The organism is Gordonia aichiensis (genome assembly GCF_039946255.1).
In the GTDB taxonomy this organism is placed as follows: domain Bacteria; phylum Actinomycetota; class Actinomycetes; order Mycobacteriales; family Mycobacteriaceae; genus Gordonia; species Gordonia aichiensis_A.
This window is the reverse complement of sequence record NZ_JBCDWL010000025.1, coordinates 1-20,619: the sequence shown is the minus strand read 5'-3', so window position 1 is coordinate 20,619 and position 20,619 is coordinate 1. Positions and strand designations below refer to the sequence as shown.

At 65.7% G+C, this 20,619-nt stretch carries 20 protein-coding genes and 2 tRNA genes; 15 read left to right on the top strand and 7 right to left on the bottom strand.

Going from position 1 to position 20,619, the window contains the following annotated elements; translation table 11 throughout:
• Positions 1–388 precede the first annotated feature (388 nt).
• Entirely contained in the window at positions 389–664 is a 276-nt protein-coding gene (locus AAFO60_RS19735) for a hypothetical protein (RefSeq protein WP_347957955.1), read from the top strand.
• A gap of 404 nt (positions 665–1,068) precedes the next feature.
• Positions 1,069–1,215 carry a hypothetical protein gene (locus AAFO60_RS19730; protein WP_347957954.1) on the top strand — a complete coding sequence of 49 codons (147 nt, stop codon included), beginning with the start codon at positions 1,069–1,071 and terminating at the stop codon, positions 1,213–1,215.
• A 356-nt stretch (positions 1,216–1,571) separates the two neighbouring features.
• Here the strand turns inward: AAFO60_RS19730 and AAFO60_RS19725 are convergent, their stop codons facing one another.
• From AAFO60_RS19725 to rpmH, 5 genes are read right to left on the bottom strand one after another with little or no spacing between them, the layout of a single operon-like run.
• Positions 1,572–2,135 carry a protein jag gene (locus tag AAFO60_RS19725; RefSeq protein WP_347957953.1) on the bottom strand — a complete coding sequence of 188 codons (564 nt, stop codon included), beginning with the start codon at positions 2,133–2,135 and terminating at the stop codon, positions 1,572–1,574.
• 44 nt (positions 2,136–2,179) lie between these two features.
• Complete coding sequence (gene yidC / locus AAFO60_RS19720) at positions 2,180–3,379, bottom strand: membrane protein insertase YidC (RefSeq protein ID WP_347957952.1); 1,200 nt, start codon at positions 3,377–3,379, stop codon at positions 2,180–2,182.
• Positions 3,380–3,382: 3 nt separating this feature from the next.
• Positions 3,383–3,700: a membrane protein insertion efficiency factor YidD gene (yidD, locus tag AAFO60_RS19715; protein WP_347957951.1), complete on the bottom strand. Its 318-nt coding sequence runs from the start codon at positions 3,698–3,700 to the stop codon at positions 3,383–3,385.
• Positions 3,700–4,143, bottom strand: a complete 444-nt coding sequence (gene rnpA, locus AAFO60_RS19710) for a ribonuclease P protein component (protein WP_347957950.1) — start codon at positions 4,141–4,143, stop codon at positions 3,700–3,702. The genes yidD and rnpA overlap by 1 nt, the downstream gene beginning before the upstream one ends.
• A gap of 25 nt (positions 4,144–4,168) precedes the next feature.
• Positions 4,169–4,312 (bottom strand): 50S ribosomal protein L34, encoded by a 144-nt coding sequence (gene rpmH, locus AAFO60_RS19705; protein ID WP_347957949.1) that lies wholly within the window; start codon positions 4,310–4,312, stop codon positions 4,169–4,171.
• Positions 4,313–4,620: 308 nt separating this feature from the next.
• Between rpmH and dnaA the strand changes: the two genes are divergently transcribed.
• The 9 genes from dnaA to AAFO60_RS19660 all read left to right on the top strand — a co-directional run bounded on the left by dnaA (position 4,621) and on the right by AAFO60_RS19660 (position 16,209).
• Complete coding sequence (dnaA, locus tag AAFO60_RS19700) at positions 4,621–6,237, top strand: chromosomal replication initiator protein DnaA (protein ID WP_347957948.1); 1,617 nt, start codon at positions 4,621–4,623, stop codon at positions 6,235–6,237.
• Between the two features lie 532 nt (positions 6,238–6,769).
• On the top strand, positions 6,770–7,972 hold the full coding sequence (gene dnaN / locus AAFO60_RS19695; RefSeq protein ID WP_347957947.1) for a DNA polymerase III subunit beta: 1,203 nt from the start codon (positions 6,770–6,772) through the stop codon (positions 7,970–7,972).
• Positions 7,973–8,111: 139 nt separating this feature from the next.
• Entirely contained in the window at positions 8,112–9,398 is a 1,287-nt protein-coding gene (gene recF, locus AAFO60_RS19690) for a DNA replication/repair protein RecF (protein ID WP_347957946.1), read from the top strand.
• Entirely contained in the window at positions 9,391–9,972 is a 582-nt protein-coding gene (locus AAFO60_RS19685; protein ID WP_347957945.1) for a DUF721 family protein, read from the top strand. Before recF ends, AAFO60_RS19685 begins: the two co-directional genes overlap by 8 nt.
• Positions 9,973–10,155: 183 nt before the next feature.
• Positions 10,156–12,210, top strand: a complete 2,055-nt coding sequence (gene gyrB, locus AAFO60_RS19680) for a DNA topoisomerase (ATP-hydrolyzing) subunit B (protein WP_347957944.1) — start codon at positions 10,156–10,158, stop codon at positions 12,208–12,210.
• 94 nt (positions 12,211–12,304) lie between these two features.
• On the top strand, positions 12,305–14,803 hold the full coding sequence (gene gyrA / locus AAFO60_RS19675; RefSeq protein WP_347957943.1) for a DNA gyrase subunit A: 2,499 nt from the start codon (positions 12,305–12,307) through the stop codon (positions 14,801–14,803).
• A 65-nt stretch (positions 14,804–14,868) separates the two neighbouring features.
• A complete protein-coding gene (locus AAFO60_RS19670; protein WP_347957942.1) occupies positions 14,869–15,972 on the top strand; it encodes a DUF3566 domain-containing protein in 1,104 nt (367 codons plus the stop codon).
• Between the two features lie 60 nt (positions 15,973–16,032).
• Positions 16,033–16,109 (top strand) — tRNA-Ile (locus AAFO60_RS19665).
• A 27-nt stretch (positions 16,110–16,136) separates the two neighbouring features.
• Positions 16,137–16,209 (top strand) — tRNA-Ala (locus tag AAFO60_RS19660).
• Between the two features lie 100 nt (positions 16,210–16,309).
• Here AAFO60_RS19660 and AAFO60_RS19655 read toward each other — a convergent pair.
• Both AAFO60_RS19655 and AAFO60_RS19650 read right to left on the bottom strand, forming a co-directional pair.
• Positions 16,310–17,368, bottom strand: coding sequence for a tyrosine-type recombinase/integrase (locus tag AAFO60_RS19655; protein ID WP_347957941.1), 1,059 nt, complete (start codon positions 17,366–17,368; stop codon positions 16,310–16,312).
• Positions 17,355–18,074, bottom strand: a complete 720-nt coding sequence (locus tag AAFO60_RS19650) for an XRE family transcriptional regulator (RefSeq protein WP_347957940.1) — start codon at positions 18,072–18,074, stop codon at positions 17,355–17,357. The genes AAFO60_RS19655 and AAFO60_RS19650 overlap by 14 nt, the downstream gene beginning before the upstream one ends.
• Positions 18,075–18,122: 48 nt before the next feature.
• Between AAFO60_RS19650 and AAFO60_RS19645 the strand changes: the two genes are divergently transcribed.
• From AAFO60_RS19645 to AAFO60_RS19630, 4 genes are all read left to right on the top strand, one after another.
• Positions 18,123–18,311 carry a DNA-binding protein gene (locus AAFO60_RS19645; protein ID WP_347957939.1) on the top strand — a complete coding sequence of 63 codons (189 nt, stop codon included), beginning with the start codon at positions 18,123–18,125 and terminating at the stop codon, positions 18,309–18,311.
• Between the two features lie 89 nt (positions 18,312–18,400).
• Entirely contained in the window at positions 18,401–18,775 is a 375-nt protein-coding gene (locus AAFO60_RS19640; protein ID WP_347957938.1) for a hypothetical protein, read from the top strand.
• 3 nt (positions 18,776–18,778) lie between these two features.
• The gene (locus AAFO60_RS19635) at positions 18,779–19,105 is read left to right on the top strand and encodes a DUF2742 domain-containing protein (protein WP_347957937.1); all 327 of its coding nucleotides are present in this window, start codon (positions 18,779–18,781) and stop codon (positions 19,103–19,105) included.
• The gene (locus AAFO60_RS19630) at positions 19,102–20,469 is read left to right on the top strand and encodes an AAA family ATPase (protein WP_347957936.1); all 1,368 of its coding nucleotides are present in this window, start codon (positions 19,102–19,104) and stop codon (positions 20,467–20,469) included. Before AAFO60_RS19635 ends, AAFO60_RS19630 begins: the two co-directional genes overlap by 4 nt.
• Positions 20,470–20,619: the final 150 nt, after the last annotated feature.

Sequence of the window (20,619 nt, the reverse complement as noted above, 5' to 3'; positions counted from 1 at the left end):
ACCTGCGTCCACTGCGGATCCTCGGATGCTTGCACATCTCTGTTCCTGGTACCTCGGCCGCAATCGATCGGACAGTGGGCCCATCTTCCGAAGGAGGGGAGACACCGGCGACTGAGTCTGAGCGATGCTCCGGGGCATCGGATGAAGTACGCAAGTCGCGCGTGCGGAAACACCACCCGTTGTCGCCTCTGAGCGCCGCCAATCGCGCCGGTGGGTATCCAGTGGGTCTGGGGCATCGGTCTCTGGGCAGCGGCTTCTTCACGAATGTCCTTCGCTCCGGTCGTGATCCAGTTTCCAGTGGGCTGGTGTCGCCAGGAACACGGTGCGGGCGGCGCTGCGGTCAGAGGAACCGCCGACGTAGGCGGACGACGAGGGACCGACGCTCGACGTGGTCGAATGTGCGATCCGGCCGCAATCGATGCTGGATGCGCGAACGCCGGCGACGGTGATCGCCGACCGGTCACGGGCAGGCAGCCATCTTGCCGGTGCTGGTGATGACGCGCTGACGTTCTCGAAGCTCCTGTCCGCGACGATGATCGCGTCACGGCAGACCGGAGGCATCCGCATCGGCATGCGGCAACTGGTCGCCGTAGTCGGCAAAGTCTCGAAAACTCTTGTGTGGGACCGCGAGTCGGCAATCGGTGGGCGAGGAAAGCAAACCTGATCCGGCCACGTTTCTCGCGAACAGCCTCGGCACGAGGATCGTCCTGGCGCCACTGCGAGACCGGTGAGTTCAAGGGGGATGGCCTGACGCGGCCAAGCTACTGCGAGACCTCGTTCCTGCCGGTTCGTGAGTTCGCCTCGCCGGCGGACTTCACCGAGCAGCTGGGCCCGTGGCTGCCGAAGGCGAACAGTCGGACGGCGCGATCATTAGACGGTCGGCCGGTCGATTTCCTCGAGCCGGATCTGGCGGCGATTACCGTCTTGCAGCCGAGTGCCGTCGGTCGTCGGGTTCACCGGTCGTTGACAGGGGATGAATTGACGCTGACCATTGCCAGTTCACGATGGACCTGGTTCCAGTCCGGTTGCGCCCTGATGCTCAACACCTGGAAGGGATGAGAGGTTCCGATGACACGCGAAGGGATCTGCGGTGCCACCGAAGCAGCAGCGGACATCAACCGCCTCGTGGACCACTACCGGAACCAGGCCGCCGTCGCCACCATCAGCAGCGCTCGTACCGGAAACGATTCCGTCGAGAGTCAGCGCAGACGATGAATTCGCCGATGGTCGTCTTGAGGGTCGCGGGGTCGTCCGGTGACCGGCGACGTCGGCGGGGCGTCGGCAGGGGGCCGGTGAGGATGCAGAGACCGCATGATCGGTCTGCCCGCGGCCTCCCGGTGGTCCACGACGCTGTAGCTCGTCGCCGCATCGTTGAACCCCGAGGTAGGCGAAAAAGCAGCACGCCGAGGGCCACACCGAGCAACCAGGCCATTAAGTCACTGTGTCGAAAGTGAATCTCCGGTGAGATCCCACCGATCTCAACCCGCGAGTGACTCCGATGCCGACACCCACCGAAGAGCAGAGAACCCCGACCGCGACGGTCGGGGTTCTCTTGGCAGGGGAGTGCTGCGTCATTCCTTGATGACGACCACACGCCTGTTGGGCTCGGCGCCCTCGCTCTCGCTGTAGACGCCGGCGACAGCAGCGACCGCGTCGTGAACGATCTTCCGCTCGAAGGGGGTCATCGGATCAAGCGACTCGCGCTCGCCCGAATCGCGCACCCGCTCGGCGACCTCGGTGCCGACACGAGCAAGTCGATCACGCCGATCCGCACGCCACCGCGCGACGTCGAGCATGAGTCGGCTGCGATCGCCGGTCGCCTGCTGGACGGCCAGGCGGGTCAGTTCCTGAAGCGCGTCCAGGATCTCACCGTTACGCCCGACGAGCTTGTTGAGATCCTTGCCGCCGTCGATGCTGACGATCGCACGATCGCCATCGACGTCGAGGTCGATGTCACCGTCGAAGTCGAGAATGTCGAGCAACTGCTCCAAGTAGTCGCCGGCGATCTCGCCTTCCTCGACGAGCTGATCCTCTTCGTCGACGTCATCCTCATCGACGAGTTCGGTATCGGGCTCGGCGGGCGCTACCGGCTCGACCTTCTCGTCGTCCGCGGCCGACACAGTCTGGTCAGTCATGTTCTACCTCACTTTAGGGAAACGTCTCGTAGGTCGCGGCGCCGTCATCGGCCGCCGGGCCGACCCTTCTTCTTGTTGCGCTTGCTGCCCGACTGCCGCGCACCGCCGGGCCTGGCCGGCTTCTGTCCGGGGGCGGGCTTGTTGCGCTGAGGCTTGGCCGGCGCGGAGTTCGCCGACCCGGTGCCCGCGGCAGTCTTGCCGCCGGCCTTCTCAGCCGCGTCGTCGGCGGGTGCCGAATCGTCCGCATCGTCGGCGTCGGACTTGGTGAGCGTGGCCGACGCCTGACGTTTGGTCTTGTCCGGGCGCGCTCCGGGCTTGGGCGCCGCAGCTCGCAGCCGCTCCTCCTTGGCGAGCTTGGCCTCTTCCTCTTCCTTCGCGATCTTGCCGAAGACGATGTGCTGCTGGCCGTAGGTCCACGCGTTGTTCGACACCCAGTAGAGCAGGATGGCGACGGGGAAGAAGGCGCCCGTGACCAAGATGCCGAGCGGGAAGACGTACAGCGCGAGCTTGTTCATGATCCGCGTCTGCGGGTTCTCCTCAGCGGCCGCACTCTGACGCGCCACCGAAGCGCGCGAGTTCATGTGCGTGGCGAACGAGGCGATGATCATCAGCGGCACCACGACGAGTGCGATCTGCCAGCGGGTGAAGTCGACGTCGGCGAGGTTGCCCGACGGCACGAACGCCCGCCACTGCTCCATCGGCTGGGTGATGAACGACGAGAGCGGAACACCGAACAGACGGGCGTCGAGGAAGTTCTGCACCTGCTCCGGGCTGAACGCGTAGTTCCCGACGTGCCGGTTGACTTCCAGCCCCAAGTTGGCGCCGGTGTGGGGCAGGCCGAAGCCGCCGCCGCCTTCGGGGACGTACCGGTTGAACGAGCGCAGCACATGGAACAGGCCGATGAACACCGGGATCTGCATGAACATCGGCAGGCAGCCGAGGAGGGGATTGAAGCCGTGCTCCTTCTGGAGCTTCTGCATCTCCTCGGTCATCTTGACCCGGTCATTGGCGTACTTCTTGCGAATCGCCTGCATCTGCGGGTTGATTTCCTGCATCTGCTTCGTCGTGCGGATCTGCTTGACGAAGGGCTTGTACAGAATGGCGCGCAGCGAGGCGACCAGGAAGACCACGGACAGTGCCCATGCCAGACCCGACCAGCCGGGGGTGTTCGGCAGAATACTGTCGAACAGCCAGTGCCAGACCCACATGATCCAGGACACCGGGTAGTAGATGAAGTTGAGCACGGCTCACTTACCCCTATCTGAAGTTGGTGCGGTGGCACCACTGTTTGAAGTCTTGCTGCGCAGCCACTGCACCGGCCCCATCTCGGGGACCGGATCGTACCCGGGCTTGTGCCACGGTCCGCACTTCAGAAGGCGCCAGGTGGCGAGCACCGACCCCCAGACGAAGCCGTGCTTGTCGAGTGCTTCGACGGCGTAGCCGCTGCAGGTCGGCTCGAACCGACACGTAGGCATGCGCATCGGTGAGATCCAGGTTCGGTACAGCTCGATGAGGAAGATCAGACTCAGCCGCGGCAGGCGGTAGAGCCAACGCACGAACGACATCAGGCCTCCCCGCCGGAACCGTCGATCACGGTTCGATGAGCAGCGTTCGCCAAGTCCGTCGCGGCGAGCACCTTGCGATGGCTGAACGCCTTCTGCAAGATCTCGGTCAGCTCGGTACTCGTGAACTCGACGATGCCCGGGTGCGCGCGAAGCACCACGTAGCTCTCGGCGGGCAGAGCAGGCGCCGCGGCGGCGAAGGCATGACGAAGGCGCCGAGCCGTCCGATGACGGATCACCGCGTTGCCGACCTTCTTCGAGATGATCAGGCCGAGCCACGGCCCGCCGGTCAAGGCGACGTCGGGCCGCAGTTCGCGCTCGTCAGGCCAGTAGCCACCGACCGGCGCGACGTGTACTGTCAGTCCACGTGCCGAAACCCGCACACCCTTGGAGAGTGTGCGGGTGAAATCGGACTTCCGCGAAATCCGCGCCGCGTCGGCCGACACCGATTACCCGGGCCGGATTCGCGACTCAGGCGGTCAGCTGGGCGCGGCCCTTGGAACGACGTGCGTTCACGATGGCGCGTCCGGCGCGGGTCCGCATACGCAGACGGAAGCCGTGCACGCGAGCGCGACGACGGTTGTTCGGCTGGAAGGTGCGCTTTCCCTTGGCCACTGGAACTCCTTGTGTTGGTACTGCAGGCGGTCTTTCGGCCCCTCATGGATCGGCCGGGGCCGGCTCGTGACGAGCGCGCGTTACCGCAGTCCATGTACAGGCGACCTTTCGAGGGTACTGGGACCGGGAAGCCAAATCAAACGAGGGGTTACCAGCGCATATGTCCCCACAGCGAACTACACCTGTGGAATTCACTCACAGATCCATCCACAGGTGTGGACAACTTTGTGGACAACTCGCGCCGAGGCGCCCCTTCGTGGCACTCTCATTCACGGAAGCCAACCGATTCGATACCCAAGGGGGAGCTAGTGGCCGGGGACCGGGAGTCGTTCAGCGACATCTGGAGTGCTGTTGTCGCCGATCTGTCCAGCGGCGCGGGCCCCGCCGAGGCCGAGCCGCTCACGCGGCAGCAAAAGGCCTGGTTGTCGCTGGTTCGACCGCTGACCATGACCGAGGGTTTCGCGCTGCTGGCGGTGCCGTCGGCGCTCGTGCAGGAGCAGATCGAACGCAATCTGCGCGACGCGGTGCGCCTGACTCTCAGCCGTCATCTCGGCCAGAGTGTGGATATCGCGGTGCGCGTCGACGAACCCGAGGAGACTCCACAGGCAGGGGCCGAGTCGGGGTCGTCGTTTGGGGATGCACATCCACACTCAGGTGCCACGGGTGCAACAAGTGTCACACCCGGCACCCCTGTCACGGGCTCCCCGTACGACCCCGTGACGGTCGGTTCGGGCGGGATTCCCACCCCGACATACCCGGCGAGTCCGGCGATTCCCTCCGACGAGGAGCTCGCGGCGCTGAACTATCAGCAGTCACAGCGCACTCGACCGGTCGAACCGCGCGAGTGGACCACCTACTTCGAGCAGCGCGAGACCACCGCACCGGACAACAGCACCACGTCGTTGCATCCCAAGTACACGTTCGACACCTTCGTCATCGGTGCGTCGAACCGGTTCGCTCACGCCTCAGCGGTCGCCGTCGCCGAGAACCCGGCGCGCGCCTACAACCCGATGTTCATCTGGGGCGAGTCGGGGCTGGGCAAGACGCACCTGCTGCACGCCGCCGGCCACTACTCGCAGCGGCTCTTCCCCGGGATGCGCGTCAAGTACGTGTCCACCGAAGAGTTCACCAACGACTTCATCAACTCGCTGCGCGACGACCGACGGGTGGCCTTCAAGCGCCGCTACCGCGACATCGACATGCTGCTCATCGACGACATCCAGTTCCTCGAAGGCAAGGAAGGCATCCAGGAGGAGTTCTTCCATACCTTCAACACGCTGCACAACGCGAACAAGCAGATCGTCGTCTCGTCAGACCGTCCGCCCAAGCAGCTCGCGACCCTGGAGGACCGGCTCCGCACCCGGTTCGAGTGGGGTCTGATCACCGACGTCCAGCCGCCCGACCTCGAAACGCGCATCGCGATCCTTCGCAAGAAGGCGCAGATGGACAAGATGGCCGCGCCGGACGACGTGCTCGAGCTGATCGCGTCGAAGATCGAACGCAACATCCGCGAGCTCGAGGGCGCGCTCATCCGCGTCACCGCGTTCGCGTCGCTGAACAACACCGAACTCGACACCGGGCTCGCCGAGGTGGTGCTCAAGGCGCTGATTCCCGACTCCGGGCCGATGGACATCAGTGCCGCCAGCATCGTCGCGCAGACTGCGGAGTTCTACGACCTGTCCGTCGATGACCTGTGCGGACCGAGCAAGGTCCGCGCGTTGACACTGCCTCGACAGATCTCTATGTACCTGTGCCGCGAGCTCACCGACCTGTCGCTGCCGAAGATCGGTGAGACCTTCGACCGCGATCACACGACGGTGATGCACGCGGACAAGAAGATCCGCAAGCAGATGCACGAGAACCGCAACATCTACGACCAGGTTCAGGAGTTGACCGCGCGGATCAAGCAGCGCGCCAACCGCTGACCGGGCGCCTCGCACCAACGGCCGCACTCCGCCTCGCGGGTGCGGCCGTTTTCCTGTTTTCGACCCGGTAGGGGACCTCGCGGCTGCTGCGCGGAGGCGGCAGCGTCGAACCTGTGGACTTCCTGGTGACAACAGGGGTGTTTTCTGTGGACAGCGGGCGCTTTTCGGTGGATCAGATTTTTCCATCCACAGCGGACCCGATTCATCCACCGTCCTGCTCCACCGCCCCTCCACACCCGGATTCTCGCGGTGACCACCGAAGACGCGTGAGAATCCACAGTTTTCACAGTGCCTATCACTACTACTGGATCATCTTTTAAGAACATCTTTTAAAAGAAGCTGTGTGCATGCACAGCCGATCGACACCCCCCGCACCCAGCGCTGCCCGGCCGCCTTCGCGGCCGGGGCGAGTTCGGCATCCGGTTCCGCAAACCGGTCCGAAGCGCTCTACAGTGGGACTCGGCGAGCAACCATCGCCGGACCCGCTGCACCCTGCGGGACACCGGCACGTCGAGAAGGGGTTACACCACCGATGAAGTTCCGTGTCGTGCGCGACGAATTCGCCGATGCAGTCGCGTGGGTTGCCCGCAGCCTGCCCTCGCGCCCACCGGTGCCTGTCCTCGGCTGCGTCGTCCTGACCGCCAATGACACCGGACTGCAGGTCGCAGGCTTCGACTACGAGGTCTCGGCCACCCAGACGATCTCCGCCGAGGTGATGGAACCGGGCAAGGCACTGGTCTCCGGCCGGCTGCTCGCCGACATCACCAAGGCACTGCCCAACAAGCCCGTCGATGTGACCATCGACGGCTCGCGCGTCGCCATCAGCTGCGGCAGCGCCAAGTTCTCGCTGCCCACGATGCCGGTGGAGGACTATCCCGAGCTTCCCGAGGTCCCGCAGAACACCGGCGCCATCCCGGCCGATCTGTTCGCCGAAGCAGTCGCGCAGGTCGCGATCGCCGCAGGCAAGGACGACACCCTGCCGATGCTGACCGGTGTCCGAGTCGAGATCGAGGGCGACAAGGTCGTCCTCGCCGCGACCGACCGATTCCGGCTCGCGGTCCGCGAACTCCACTGGCTGCCCGCAGACGCCGGCGCCTCCGGAGCCGCCCTCGTGCCGGCCAAGACCCTCTCCGACGCCGCCAAATCGGCGGGCTCCGACGCGACCGGCAACGTGGAGCTGGCCTTCGGCTCGGTCCACGCGATCGGTTCGGATGGGATGCTGGGCATCACCAACAACGCCAAGAAGACCACCACTCGGCTGCTCGACGCCGAGTTCCCCAAGTTCCGGCAGCTGTTCCCGGCCACGCACTCCTCGGTCGCCGTGATCGAGAGCGCACCGCTGATCGAATCGATCAAGCGCGTCTCGCTGGTCGCCGAACGCGGCGCCCAGGTCCGGCTCGACTTCACCAGCTCATCGGTGCTGCTCACCGCCGGCGGCGACGAGGCCGGAAAGGCCGAAGAGGTCCTGCCCGTCGACTTCTACGGCGAGCCGATCATCATCGCCTTCAACCCGCACTACCTGCTCGACGGTCTGGCTGCGATCGGCACCGAGTCGGTCGAGTTCGGTTTCACCAATCCCGAGCCCGACGGCTCCGGACAGCCGCGCGCGGCGATCCGACCCGCGGTCCTGCGGCCGTCGGTCGGTGAAGAGCCCGTCGCCGACGAGTCCGGTGCGTACCCGGCTGCCGCGAGCGAGTTCAGCTACCTGCTGATGCCGGTCCGTCTGCCGGGTTGACCCAGACGGGGGTCCCGGGTCTGTGACCTGGGCGTTCGTGAGTGAGACCGGCGACTGACGAAAGGGTGCAGCGATGATTCTGGGATCGATGAACGGTGCCGACACGACCCTGGCGCCGTCGTCATCGAGGTGAGACGGATTGTTCGTTCGAGAACTCGCATTGCACGACTTCCGGTCGTGGCCGCGAGCCGAGTTCACCTTGACTCCCGGCACCACGATCTTCGTCGGCCGCAACGGCTTCGGTAAGACCAACCTGCTGGAATCGCTGTTCTACGTGGCGACGCTGCGGTCGCACCGGGTGTCGTCCGACAGACCGCTGGTCCGCACCGGAACCGATGCCGCCCGCGTGCGTGCCACGGTCGAGAACGACGGGCGCGAGCTGACCGTCGACCTGACCATTCCCGCGCAGGGAGCCAACAAGGCCACGATCAACACCCGGCCGGTGCGGCGCACCCGCGAGGTGCTGGGCATTCTTCGCGCGGTGCTGTTCGCGCCCGAGGACCTGGCCCTGGTCCGCGGTGAACCCGGCGACCGTCGCCGGTTCCTCGACGAGTTGGTCGCGCAGCTCCGGCCGGTCGCCGCCGGCGCGAAAGCCGACTACGACCGGGTGCTGCGGCAGCGGTCGGCGCTGCTCAAGAGCGCGGGAGCCGCGCTGCGCCGAGGAGGCGGTCAGGCCGACTCGATCCTGAGCACCCTGGATGCGTGGGACCTGCAGTTGGCCGACCTCGGAGCACAGGTGACGGCCTCCCGGCTCGCGGTGGTCGCCCAGCTGGCTCCGTTCGTGACCGACGCCTACGCGTCGATCGCCCCGCACTCGCGTCCGGCCCGGATCGCATACCGATCGGCCACCGGACCCGAGGTCGACTCCGATCCGGGAGGTGAGAGCAGCGTGGAGCAGATCCGCGAGGTCCTCGCCGCCCGACTCGTCGAGCTGCGGAGCAAGGAGATCGACCGCGGGATGTGTCTGGTCGGCCCCCATCGAGACGACCTGCTGCTCACTCTCGGCGACGAGCCGGCCAAGGGATTCGCCAGTCACGGTGAGAGCTGGTCGTTCGCCCTGGCCCTGCGGTTGGGCAGCGTCGAGTTGTTGCGCGCCGACGGCGTTGAACCGGTGATCATGCTCGACGACGTCTTCGCCGAACTCGACGTCAAGCGCAGGCAACTGCTCGCGGAGTCCACCGCCGACGCCGATCAACTGCTGATCACCGCGGCCGTCGCCGAGGACATCCCCGCCTCGGTCGTGGGCCGCAGGATCGGTGTCGGAGTCTTGGAGCAAGATGACCTCAGGCATTCGGTGGTGACCGCCGACGAGGCGATCGGGGCCGAGACCGGTGACCCCGCGGCGACGGGATCTCCCGAACCGGAATCGGCTGAGCTCGGACTCCCGGCACGCGAATCGCCCGAACAGGAGGTTGACGATGACTGAACCGCATCCGACCCCGTCGACCGGCGACGCTGACGGCGCTCCCACACCACTTGCGGGCCTGTCCGGCTACGACCTGGCACGCGCGGCCCTCGAGGAGGCCCGCGCCGATGCCCGGGCCCAGGGCAAACCGGTCGGCATGGGACGAGCAGCGCCGCTGCGCGGTACCCGCCGCAGCGGCGACCGCTCGCGGAGGCGATGGTCGGGCGCCGGTCCCGACACCCGCGATCCGCAGTCCTTCGGCAGCATGATCGGCAGCGTCGCCAAACAGCACGGCTGGGAACCGCGGATCTCCGAGGGCGCCCTGTTCGGGATGTGGCCGCAGATCGTGGGGGAGGACATCGCCTCGCACGCCGAGCCGAAGCGCCTGGACGGCACGGTCCTGCACGTGAGCGCGGAGTCGACGGCGTGGGCGACCCAGCTGCGGTACATGCAGAGTCAGATCCTGGCCAAGATCGCCAAGGTGATCGGCCACGGCATGGTCACCAGTCTGCGGATCACCGGACCGCAGGCGCCGTCATGGCGCAAGGGGCCGCGGCACATCTCCGGACGCGGACCGCGCGACACGTACGGGTAGGCCCGACCCACCCCTCGATTTCGGCGCCAGAGGCCTGAAACGCGTCAGAGGCATGATCGGCCCCGTCTGTGGCGAAGATCGTCGTTCTCCGTCGCAGTCAGGGCGTGGTAAGCGTCGCTCTGCGTTCATTACCCAGTACACTGGGCGGTAACTGTCCCCAAGACGAACGGGAGCTGACCCTCCGTGGCAGACACCAGCGGCAACGCATCAAAGAAGTCAGGAAAGTCGACGTCGAGCGAGTACGGTGCCGACTCGATCAGCATCCTCGAGGGTCTGGAAGCGGTCCGCAAGCGTCCCGGCATGTACATCGGCTCCACCGGTGAGCGCGGCCTGCACCACCTGATCTGGGAAGTCGTCGACAACTCCGTCGACGAGGCGATGGCCGGATACGCGTCCCGCGTCGATGTCACCCTGCTGGCCGACGGTGGCATCGAAGTGGTCGACGACGGCCGCGGCATGCCGGTCGGCATGCACGCCACCGGTGTTCCCGCGGTCGAGGTCATCATGACCCAGCTGCACGCCGGCGGTAAGTTCGACTCCGATTCGTACGCGGTCTCCGGCGGTCTGCACGGCGTCGGCATCTCGGTGGTCAACGCGTTGTCGACCAAGGTCGAGCTCGAGATCAAGCGCAACGGCTCGCACTGGGCGCAGACCTACACCCATGCCGAACCGGGGCCCCTGGCCGAGGGCGCACCGACGGACGCCACCGGCACCACCGTCCGCTTCTGGGCGGATCCGCAGATCTTCGAGACCGTCGAGTACAACATCGAGACGATCGCCCGCCGCCTGCAGGAGATGGCCTTCCTCAACAAGGGACTGACCATCACCCTGACCGACGAGCGGGTCCACGAGTCGGTGCTCGAGGCCGAGGCCGACGAGTCCGACGACGGTGACGCGAGCATCAAGACCGAGGAGGAGAAGGCCTCGGCCATCGCCAAGGTCAAGACGCGGACCTACCACTACCCGGACGGTCTCGTCGACTACATCAAGCACCTCAACAGCCGCACCAAGGCTCCGATCCACAAGACGGTCATCGGGTTCACCGCCAAGGGCACCGGCCACGAGGTCGAGATCGCGATGCAGTGGAACGAGGGTTACGCCGAATCGGTGCACACCTTCGCCAACACCATCAACACCGCCGAGGGCGGCACGCACGAAGAGGGTTTCCGTGCGGCGCTGACCAGCACCGTCAACCGTTACGCCACCGATAAGAAGCTGGTCAAGGAGAAGGACGGGAAGCTCTCCGGCGACGACATCCGCGAGGGGCTGGCCGCGGTCATCTCCGTCAAGGTCGCCGACCCGCAGTTCGAAGGTCAGACCAAGACGAAACTCGGCAACACCGAGGTCAAGAGCTTCGTCCAGAAGGCCTGCAACGAGCATCTGGCCATGTGGTTCGACGCCAACCCGGCCGAGGCCAAGACCATCATCCGCAAGGCGTCCGACTCCCAGCAGGCGCGCCTGGCGGCGCGTCGCGCCCGCGAGCTGGTCCGTCGCAAGACGGCCACCGACATCGGCGGTCTGCCCGGCAAGCTGGCCGACTGCCGCTCCAATGACCCCACCAAGTGCGAGGTCTACATCGTGGAGGGCGACTCGGCAGGCGGCTCGGCCAAGTCGGGACGCGACTCGATGTACCAGGCGATCCTGCCGCTGCGCGGCAAGATCATCAACGTCGAGAAGGCCCGCATCGACCGCGTCCTGAAGAACGCCGAAGTGCAGTCGATCATCACGGCCTTCGGCACCGGCATCCACGACGAGTTCGACATCAGCAAGCTGCGGTACCACAAGATCGTGCTCATGGCCGACGCCGACGTCGACGGTCAGCACATCGCGACGCTGCTGCTCACGCTGCTGTTCCGCTTCATGCGGCCGCTGATCGAGCAGGGGCACGTGTACCTGGCCATGCCGCCGCTGTACAAGCTCAAGTGGCAGAAGGGCGCCGAGCCGGAGTTCGCTTACAACGACCGCGAGCGCGACGCGCTGCTCGAGGCGGGCAAGGCAGCCGGCAAGAAGATCAACACCGAAGACGGCATCCAGCGCTACAAGGGTCTGGGCGAGATGAACGCCAGCGAGCTGTGGGAGACCACGATGGATCCGGCAGTCCGCGTGCTCAAGCAGGTCACGCTCGACGACGCCGCCGCGGCCGACGAGCTCTTCTCGATCCTGATGGGCGAGGACGTCGCCGCGCGCCGCACCTTCATCGCGCGAAATGCCAAGGACGTCCGCTTCCTGGACGTCTGATCGCCACCGACCGACTTCGAAACCGCGGGGCCGACGATGCGCCCGGCTCCGCACCGATGCCAGCTGAGCGGCACGCGCCGCAGGAAAGTGATTCATGAGCGACGAAACTGATCTGCCCGACAACAACGGCGGCGATCGCATCGAGCCCGTCGACCTCGGGCAGGAGATGCAGAACAGCTACATCGACTACGCCATGAGCGTCATCGTCGGTCGTGCCCTGCCGGAGGTCCGCGACGGCCTCAAGCCGGTGCACCGCCGCCTGCTGTACGCGTCGTTCGACGCGGGGTTCCGCCCCGAGCGCGGCTATGTGAAGTCGGCGCGCCCGGTGTCGGAGACGATGGGCAACTACCACCCGCACGGTGACAGCTCGATCTACGACGCGCTGGTCCGACTGGCTCAGCCGTGGTCGATGCGGTATCCGCTGATCGACGGTCAGGGCAACTTCGGTTCGCGCGGCAACGACGGCGCCGCCGCCATGCGTTACACCGAGGCCCGGCTGACGCCGCTGGCCATGGAGATGCTGCGCGACATCACCGAGGAGACCGTCGACTTCGTCCCGAACTACGACGGCAAGACGCAGGAGCCGACGGTCCTGCCCTCGCGCATCCCGAACCTGCTGATCAACGGCTCGGGCGGCATCGCGGTCGGCATGGCCACCAACATCCCGCCGCACAACCTGACCGAGGTCGCCGAGGCGGTCTTCTGGGCGCTGGAGAACCCCGACGCCGACGAGGAGAGCACCCTCGCCGCGTGCATGGACGCGGTCAAGGGGCCGGACTTCCCGACCGCCGCGCTCATCGTCGGCAGCCAGGGCATCCGCGACGCGTACATGACCGGGCGCGGCAGCATCCGGATGCGGTCGGTCGTCGACATCGAAGAGGTCAAGGGCACCACCCAGCTGGTCGTCACCGAGCTGCCGTACCAGGTGAACCCCGACAACCTCATCAGCTCGATCGCCGAGCAGGTCAACGACGGCAAGCTCAAGGGCATCAGCAAGATCGAGGACCAGTCGTCCGACCGCGCCGGCCTGCGGATCGTCATCACGCTGCGCCGCGACGGCGTCGCCCGCGTGGTGCTGAACAACCTGTACAAGCACTCGCAGCTGCAGACCAACTTCGGCGCCAACATGCTCTCGATCGTCGACGGCGTGCCGCGCACACTGCGCTTGGATCAGATGATCCGGCACTATGTGGCGCACCAGATCGAGGTCATCGTCCGACGCACCCGGTACCGGCTGCGCAAGGCCGAGGAACGCGCCCACATCCTGCGCGGTCTGGTCAAGGCGCTCGACGCGCTCGACGAGGTCATCGCGCTGATCCGCGCGTCGGCGACCGTCGACATCGCCCGCAGCGGCCTGATGGATCTGCTCGACGTCGACGAGGTCCAGGCCGACGCGATCCTGGCGATGCAGCTGCGTCGCCTGGCCGCGCTGGAACGTCAGAAGATCATCGACGAACTCGAAGAGATCGAACGTCAGATCGCCGACTACAAGGACATCCTGGATCGTCCGGAGCGGCAGCGGGCCATCGTCCGCGACGAGCTCAAGGAGGTCGTCGACAAGTACGGCGACGAGCGTCGGACCAAGATCATCCCCGCCGAGGGCGATGTGACCGACGAGGATCTGATCGCCCGCGAGGACGTCGTCGTCACGATCACCGAGACCGGCTACGCCAAGCGCACCAAGACCGACCTGTACCGCAGCCAGAAGCGCGGCGGCAAGGGCGTGCAGGGAGCCGGCCTGAAGCAGGACGACATCGTCGCCCACTTCTTCGTCTCCAGCACGCACGACTGGCTGCTGTTCTTCACCACCAAGGGGCGCGTCTACCGCGCCAAGGCGTACGAGTTGCCCGAGGCCAACCGCACCGCGCGCGGTCAGCACGTGGCGAACCTGCTGGCCTTCCAGCCGGAGGAGCGGATCGCCCAGGTGATCCGGATCTCCGGCTACGAGGACGCGCCGTACCTGGTGCTGGCGACCCGCAACGGTCTGGTGAAGAAGTCGCGCCTGGACGCCTTCGACTCCAACCGGTCCGGCGGCATCGCTGCGATCAACCTGCGCGGCGACGACGAGCTGGTCGGTGCGCGCCTGTGCAGCGCCGACGACGATCTGCTGCTGGTGTCGAAGAAGGGCCAGTCGATCCGCTTCACCGCCGACGACGAGACGCTGCGGCCGATGGGGCGGCAGACCTCCGGCGTGCAGGGCATGCGGTTCAACGACGACGACGAGCTGCTCAGCCTCACCGTCGTCCGACCCGACACCTTCCTGCTGGTCGCGACGTCGGGTGGCTACGCCAAGCGCACCGACATCGAGGAGTACTCGGCGCAGGGTCGTGGCGGCAAGGGCGTGCTGACGATTCAGCACGATCCCAAGCGCGGCGACCTGGTCGGCGCCCTGGTGGTCGACATCGACAGCGAGATCTACGCGATCACCTCCGGCGGCGGCGTCATCCGCACCAAGGCCAAGCAGGTCCGCAAGGCCGGCCGACAGACCAAGGGCGTGCGTCTGATGAACCTGTCGGACGGCGACACGCTGATCGCGATCGCCCGCAACGCCGATGAGCCCGACGAGGACGAGGGCGCGGCAGACGAGAACTGACCCGTTCAGCGGTTAGTGTTGGGTAGCACCTGTTCAGTGAGGAATCGCCCTGTGAGGATTGGCCTGTGAGCACACCGAGTCAGCCGGACGACAGCAACGTCGAACGCGGGGCGGTGCCCCCGCCGTGGAAGCGCGCCGAGAACGCCGCCGCGACCGGGCTGACGGCGGGGGAGATGGCCAAGGCCGCCGGCGCGTTGAAGGGTCAACGCGCCGGCGGGCCGCCCCCGCGCGGAGTGGTCTCGGGGTCGACGCCGCGACCGGAGACCGATCCGGGCGAACAGGCCGCACCGAAGTCGGCAACGGGTCCGGCGTCCGGGCCGATCCCGGTGAGCAAGCCCGCATCGGGACCGATGCCGGCAGCGAATCCGCAGTCCGGCCCGAATCCGCAGTCTGGGCAGAAGCCGCCGACGGGTCCGAATCCTGCGACCGGGCCGAATCCAGTGGCTGCTCCCCGGCCTGCGTCGAGTCCGGCGTCCGGGCCGATGCCGGTGGCCAAGCCGTCGGCCTCGGATTCGTCGGGCAGGCCGGCGCCGACCCCGCCCGGTTCCGGCCAGCGGGGACCGGCTGGGCAGGGGCCCGGCCAACCCGGACCGGCGAAACCGAACCCGGCCGCGCCGGGTGCATCGGCGCCGTCGGCCGGACCGGCACCCTTCGTGGAGTCGGCGACCCGCAACATTCCGCGGGAGGATCTGGCGCCGAAGGACGAGCTGCCCGACCTCGACTCCATCCACCACGCAGAGCACGCGAAGGAGGAGGCGATCGCGCGGGCGTCGAGCCAGACGATCCCGGCCCGTGCGGTCGGGGTTCCGTTGCGTGCATCGGTTCAGGTCCGCCGCGTGGACCCGTGGTCGGTGTTCAAGGTCGCCGGCGTGCTGTCGGTCACGGGCTTCCTGATCTGGATGATCGCGGTGGCGATCCTGTACGGCGTGCTCGGCGGAATGGGCATCTGGGATCAGATCAACAGCTCGTTCGGCACCATCGTCAACGGCGATGGAAGCACCAGCGGTCAGGACTTGATCAGCGGTGGCCAAGTGTTCATGTTCAGCGCACTCTTCGGCGTCGTCTCCGCGGTCCTCGTGACGGCGCTCACGACCATCTCGGCGTACATCTACAACGTTTTCGCCGACATGGTCGGTGGCGTCGAGGTCACGCTCGCCGATCTGGATTGAGTCTCTGACCAGCCGTTTTGGAGAACTATCCGAGTTCGGGTAATCTTCAGTCTCGGTCAAGGGCCTATAGCTCAGGCGGTTAGAGCGCTTCGCTGATAACGAAGAGGTCGGAGGTTCAAGTCCTCCTAGGCCCACCACAATTTCACCGACCGGACACCCGGTTCGGGGCCTTAGCTCAGTTGGTAGAGCGCTGCCTTTGCAAGGCAGATGTCAGGAGTTCGAATCTCCTAGGCTCCACAAATGAAGACAGAGGTCAGGCCCGGTACGAGAGACGTTCTCATGCCGGGCCTGATTCATTCGTGGCAACATTCCGGCAACAACGGCCGGTGATGCACAGTCACGTAGAGGGCATCAGCAGGGTGTTCAAGGTGCTGGTGATCGCCTCGACGTCGGCCGGGTAGAGGTGTCCGTACCGGTCCAGCGTGATCGACGCCCGAGCGTGCCCAAGCATCGCCTGAACGGCCTTTACGTTCGCCCCTGCGGCGATTGCCAGCGATGCCGCGGTATGCCGCAGCTCATGGGGATGCAGCTCGAGGCCGACCCTCTTGACGGCTGGGTCGAACACGCGCCGCCGCCAGTTGTTGTGACGGATCAGCCCGCCGGTTGGGGACGGGAACACCGGCGACTCTCCTATCCCGGCCGGTAGTTGTTCGGCGACGAACGACGGCAGTGGTACGGCTCGACGCTTTCCGTTCTTCGGCGGGCCGACTGTCAGCTTTGAGTTGACGATGGTCACCGATCGCACGATGTGCAGGACGCCGGCGGACCTGTCCACGTCCTGGTGCTGCAGGCCGACGAGTTCACCCATGCGCAGCCCGCACACTCCGAGCGTCCAAATGGTGGCCTGATCCGGTCCTGCCGCCTCGGCGAGCGCCCGCAGCTGCTCAAGGTCTAGGAACCGCATTTCTGTGGCAACGATCGGCGGTAGACGCAGCCCCTCGGCCGGATTGACTGCGAGACGACCATCTTCGACAGCGAGCGCCAGAATGCGGCGCAGGACACCTACCGTCTTGTGGATGGTCTCGGCCGGGGTGCGGTCGTCGACGAGCTCGGCGACGTACGAGCGCAGTAGCGGTCTGGTGACCTTGGACAGGGGGAGATGACCGAACTTCTCGGTGAGCTGGTCGCCGATGTGCCTGTAGCGAGCGGTCGTCGACGGCGCAAGGTGATGCTGTGATCCGGCCCAGTCGGCGGCGACGTCGCTGAACAGTCGTCGACCAGCTGCTGGTGCGACGTACGCGCCCGTCATTATGTCGACTGTGTTCTTCGCCGACCACTGTTCGGCGTCCCGTTTCGTTGTGAAGCCGCGCTTGCTGGTCTGCTTCCCGTCTGGCCGCCGGTAGATCACCCGGTAGCGGCGACCGGCTTTGGTGTCGTACGGCTCAATCGTCGCCACTGGGGTCGTCCTGATCGTCGAAATTCCGCGTGACGTTCTCAACGAGTTCGCGCAGCTCCGCCTTGAGCTCGCGGCTGATGCGGCCTCGTTTCTGGGCGTTGGCCCCGTCACCTGCGAGTTGGTCCCGGCGTGCGCTGAGGGATTGCCCCCAAAGGAGTGTTGAATATCCGGCCATCTCATCGCTGGTGAGCCCGAGTTCGCGCGCCGTACGCATTTCTGCTTCGCCAGCTGCCTGGCGAACTGCTGTGAGCACGGACAAATCGACGATCGGCCCCGTGTATGAAGGTGCTTCCTCCCATCCCATGACGTCGGCATTCGTCAGGGCGAACCCCTTGCCGTCGAACGCCTCGGTGATTCGTTCGGCCCGTACAGCGACGAAACCCAGCGACACCCAGCCCGTGGCATCGAGAAGTTCAGCGACCATTACCGGCCTGCGAAGGAGTGTTCCGAGAGCCTGGGTAAGGATGAAGAGTGTTGGGATGGTAGGGGATACGCGACCTTTCTCAAGGTCTGAAACGCGCGCGGAGTTCCACTTCCCGAACCGTCTTAGCTCTCGAGCAAGTGCGTCGCCGGTGTGTCCTCCGCCGGTCCGTAGCTGCCTTACGTTCTCGCCAACGATCACCGAGATCGTCTCGCCTTCGTCCATGCCAAAGAACGGTACTCGATTTTCCGAGGCTTGACGAGATGAGTAGTGATGTGCTGTCATTCTTCTCAAGCCTCGGAAATCCGAGGAAGTCTTGAATGGAGACGAGAAATGACCAACCTCGCTACACCGAAGGAAGTCGCAGAAGCGATGCACACCACCACGAGTGCGCTCGCACAGGACCGGTACCTCGGCCGCGGCATCCCGTACATCAAGCACGGCCGCAAAGTCCTCTACCGCTGGTCCGACGTCGACGCCTACATCACGGCGAACACTGTCGTCCCTGGCGGCGCAGCATGACCGACCTCGACATGAAAAAGGAGCTGGTGCACTCCGCCAAGAACGCCACCAGCTCCACCACTTCCACCACACAGAAGGAGACAGAAGATATGCCTGATCTTACCCTGATCGACCGCTGCGGAGTCGACATGATCGACTCGATTCACGGCTACTACTGGGACGACTTGTTCGGCGAGTACATGGTCAAGGTCGACCTGATCGACTCCAAAGGTCAGATCCACCGCGGGTGCATCGCCGCCGCCGATCTGATGATCGCCCCCGCCGAAGCCGACGACGAGGAGGACGACGAGCCGGTCGTCCTCCACCGCTTCAAGATCGGCGACGTCGCCTTCTCCCGCCAGACCGGCACCCCGATCCCCGCCGCCTGCAGTGAATGGCTCGTCTCGAACGCCCTCGCCAGCATCGCAGTCAAGCTGGGACTGAAACCGGCCCTCCACTGCAAGCCCTGCAGGAACCGGCGGTAGCCAGTGACCTACGCGGTCAACTGGGACGCGGTGCACCCGTACGTGCGCCGCGTCCTCCGGGGCCAGTACGGAAACCTCCCCATCCTCGGCACCCAGGAATGGCAAGACCTCGAAGACAGTGATCCGGCCAAGGTCGCCGCCATCCTCGTCGCCGGTGACCGATGGGCACTCGAACAAGACCTTCTACAGCGTCAGCAGGCCAGAGAAGCACTGAAAGAAGCAGCTGTCATCGCCTCGCAGGAAATCGACTGGAAGCGAGTCTCAAAGGTCATCGCAGACCGAGACGCCTTCTACCGCGAGCACCCCGACCTACGAAGGAAAGCATCTTGACCGACTCACACACGGGTCGTCGGCTCCGGGTAACCCTCGGTGCAGCCGTACAGCCCAAGCGCATCGAATGGTGGGAACCGTTCTGGATCGCCCTCGGAGCACTGACACTCCTCGCTGGACGAGAAGGCCTCGGCAAGTCCACGATCGCAGTGCACTGGGCCGCACGAGAGACCCGCGCCGGCCGATACGTCATCTACTTCCATTCCGAAGACTCCCGCGAGCACACGGTCGTCCCGCGACTCCTCGCAGCCGGTGCCGACCTGGACTACGTGATCTTCGTCGACGTCGAGACTGAGTACACCGACAACGGCACCGTGATCTTGCCGTACGACCTGGAAGCCCTCGAAGAACTCATCGTTGACTACCAGGTCACGTTCATCGTTCTGGACGCGGCGACAAGCGCCATGTCCTCGAACCTCTCGGGCAAGGATGACCGCCAGGTTCGCCAGTACCTTGAACCGCTGTCCCAACTCGCTGCGCGGCACAACATTGTGATTCTCGGGCTCGTCCACTTCGGCAAGCGAGACGGAGCCGACAGCGGCAAGTTGATCCTCGGCAGCATCGCCTGGTCCCAGGTCGCACGCTCGGTCCTGTCCGTCGCCGCCGACCCCGATACCGGCAACTTGGTCGTGACCAACACGAAGGGCAACCTCGCTCCTCGTACCCGATCAGTCGAGGCGCACATCGTCTCCAAGGCGGTCATGATCGACGGCGAGCAGACCGAGATCGGTGCACTCGAATGGTTGGGAGAGACGACCTCGGATGCCCGAGACTTCCTCTCAGGTGAAGACGGTCAGTCGAACCGGGACGTCGACGACTGGCTCGCGGACTACCTCAAGCTCGAACGGCGCAAGGCCACCGACGTCTTCCAGGCCGCCGACGCCAACGGCTTCTCCAAGGATCAGGTGAAGCGAGCCAAGAAGCGCGTCGGAGTCCAGGCGGTCAAGGAAGGCCCCAGCTGGTTCTGGCAGCTCCCCACCATCGTCGACGGCGAAGTCGAGGAAGAGAGCAAGGGTGCACCCCATGCGCGCTCCCTTGCTCCCTTGCTCCCTTCCAGGTCAGAGGGTGTATCCGAGGTGCTCCCTTCCCCAAGGGAGCAAGGGAGCACGTGTACCCCCTTCCCCGCTCCCTTGCGTCCAAAGGTCTGCCGTGACTGCAATATCGCCCTTCCGGCGACCGCTACCAACGACCAGTGCGACGAGTGCGCCGACCCAGCAACCCAGTTCCTGCAGCACCCCGAAGCCGACCGGCCCCGGCCCGTCGTCGTCCACAACGGGGCCATCGAACGCCAGGACTCTCGCCCGGTCGGAGTCTGGCGAGGCAGCGGCCAACCCGTCACATCGAACACAGAGGAGATCGCCTGATGGTTCGCAAACGTCCGACCAAATACTGCATCGACTGCAACCGAACGACGAAGTCCATCACGCGCTACTGCAACGACTGCAGACCAGCAGAAGCACACCCATTCGTCCACAAGGTTCCCGGAGGCATCAGCTTCGCCGGCCACACCTACA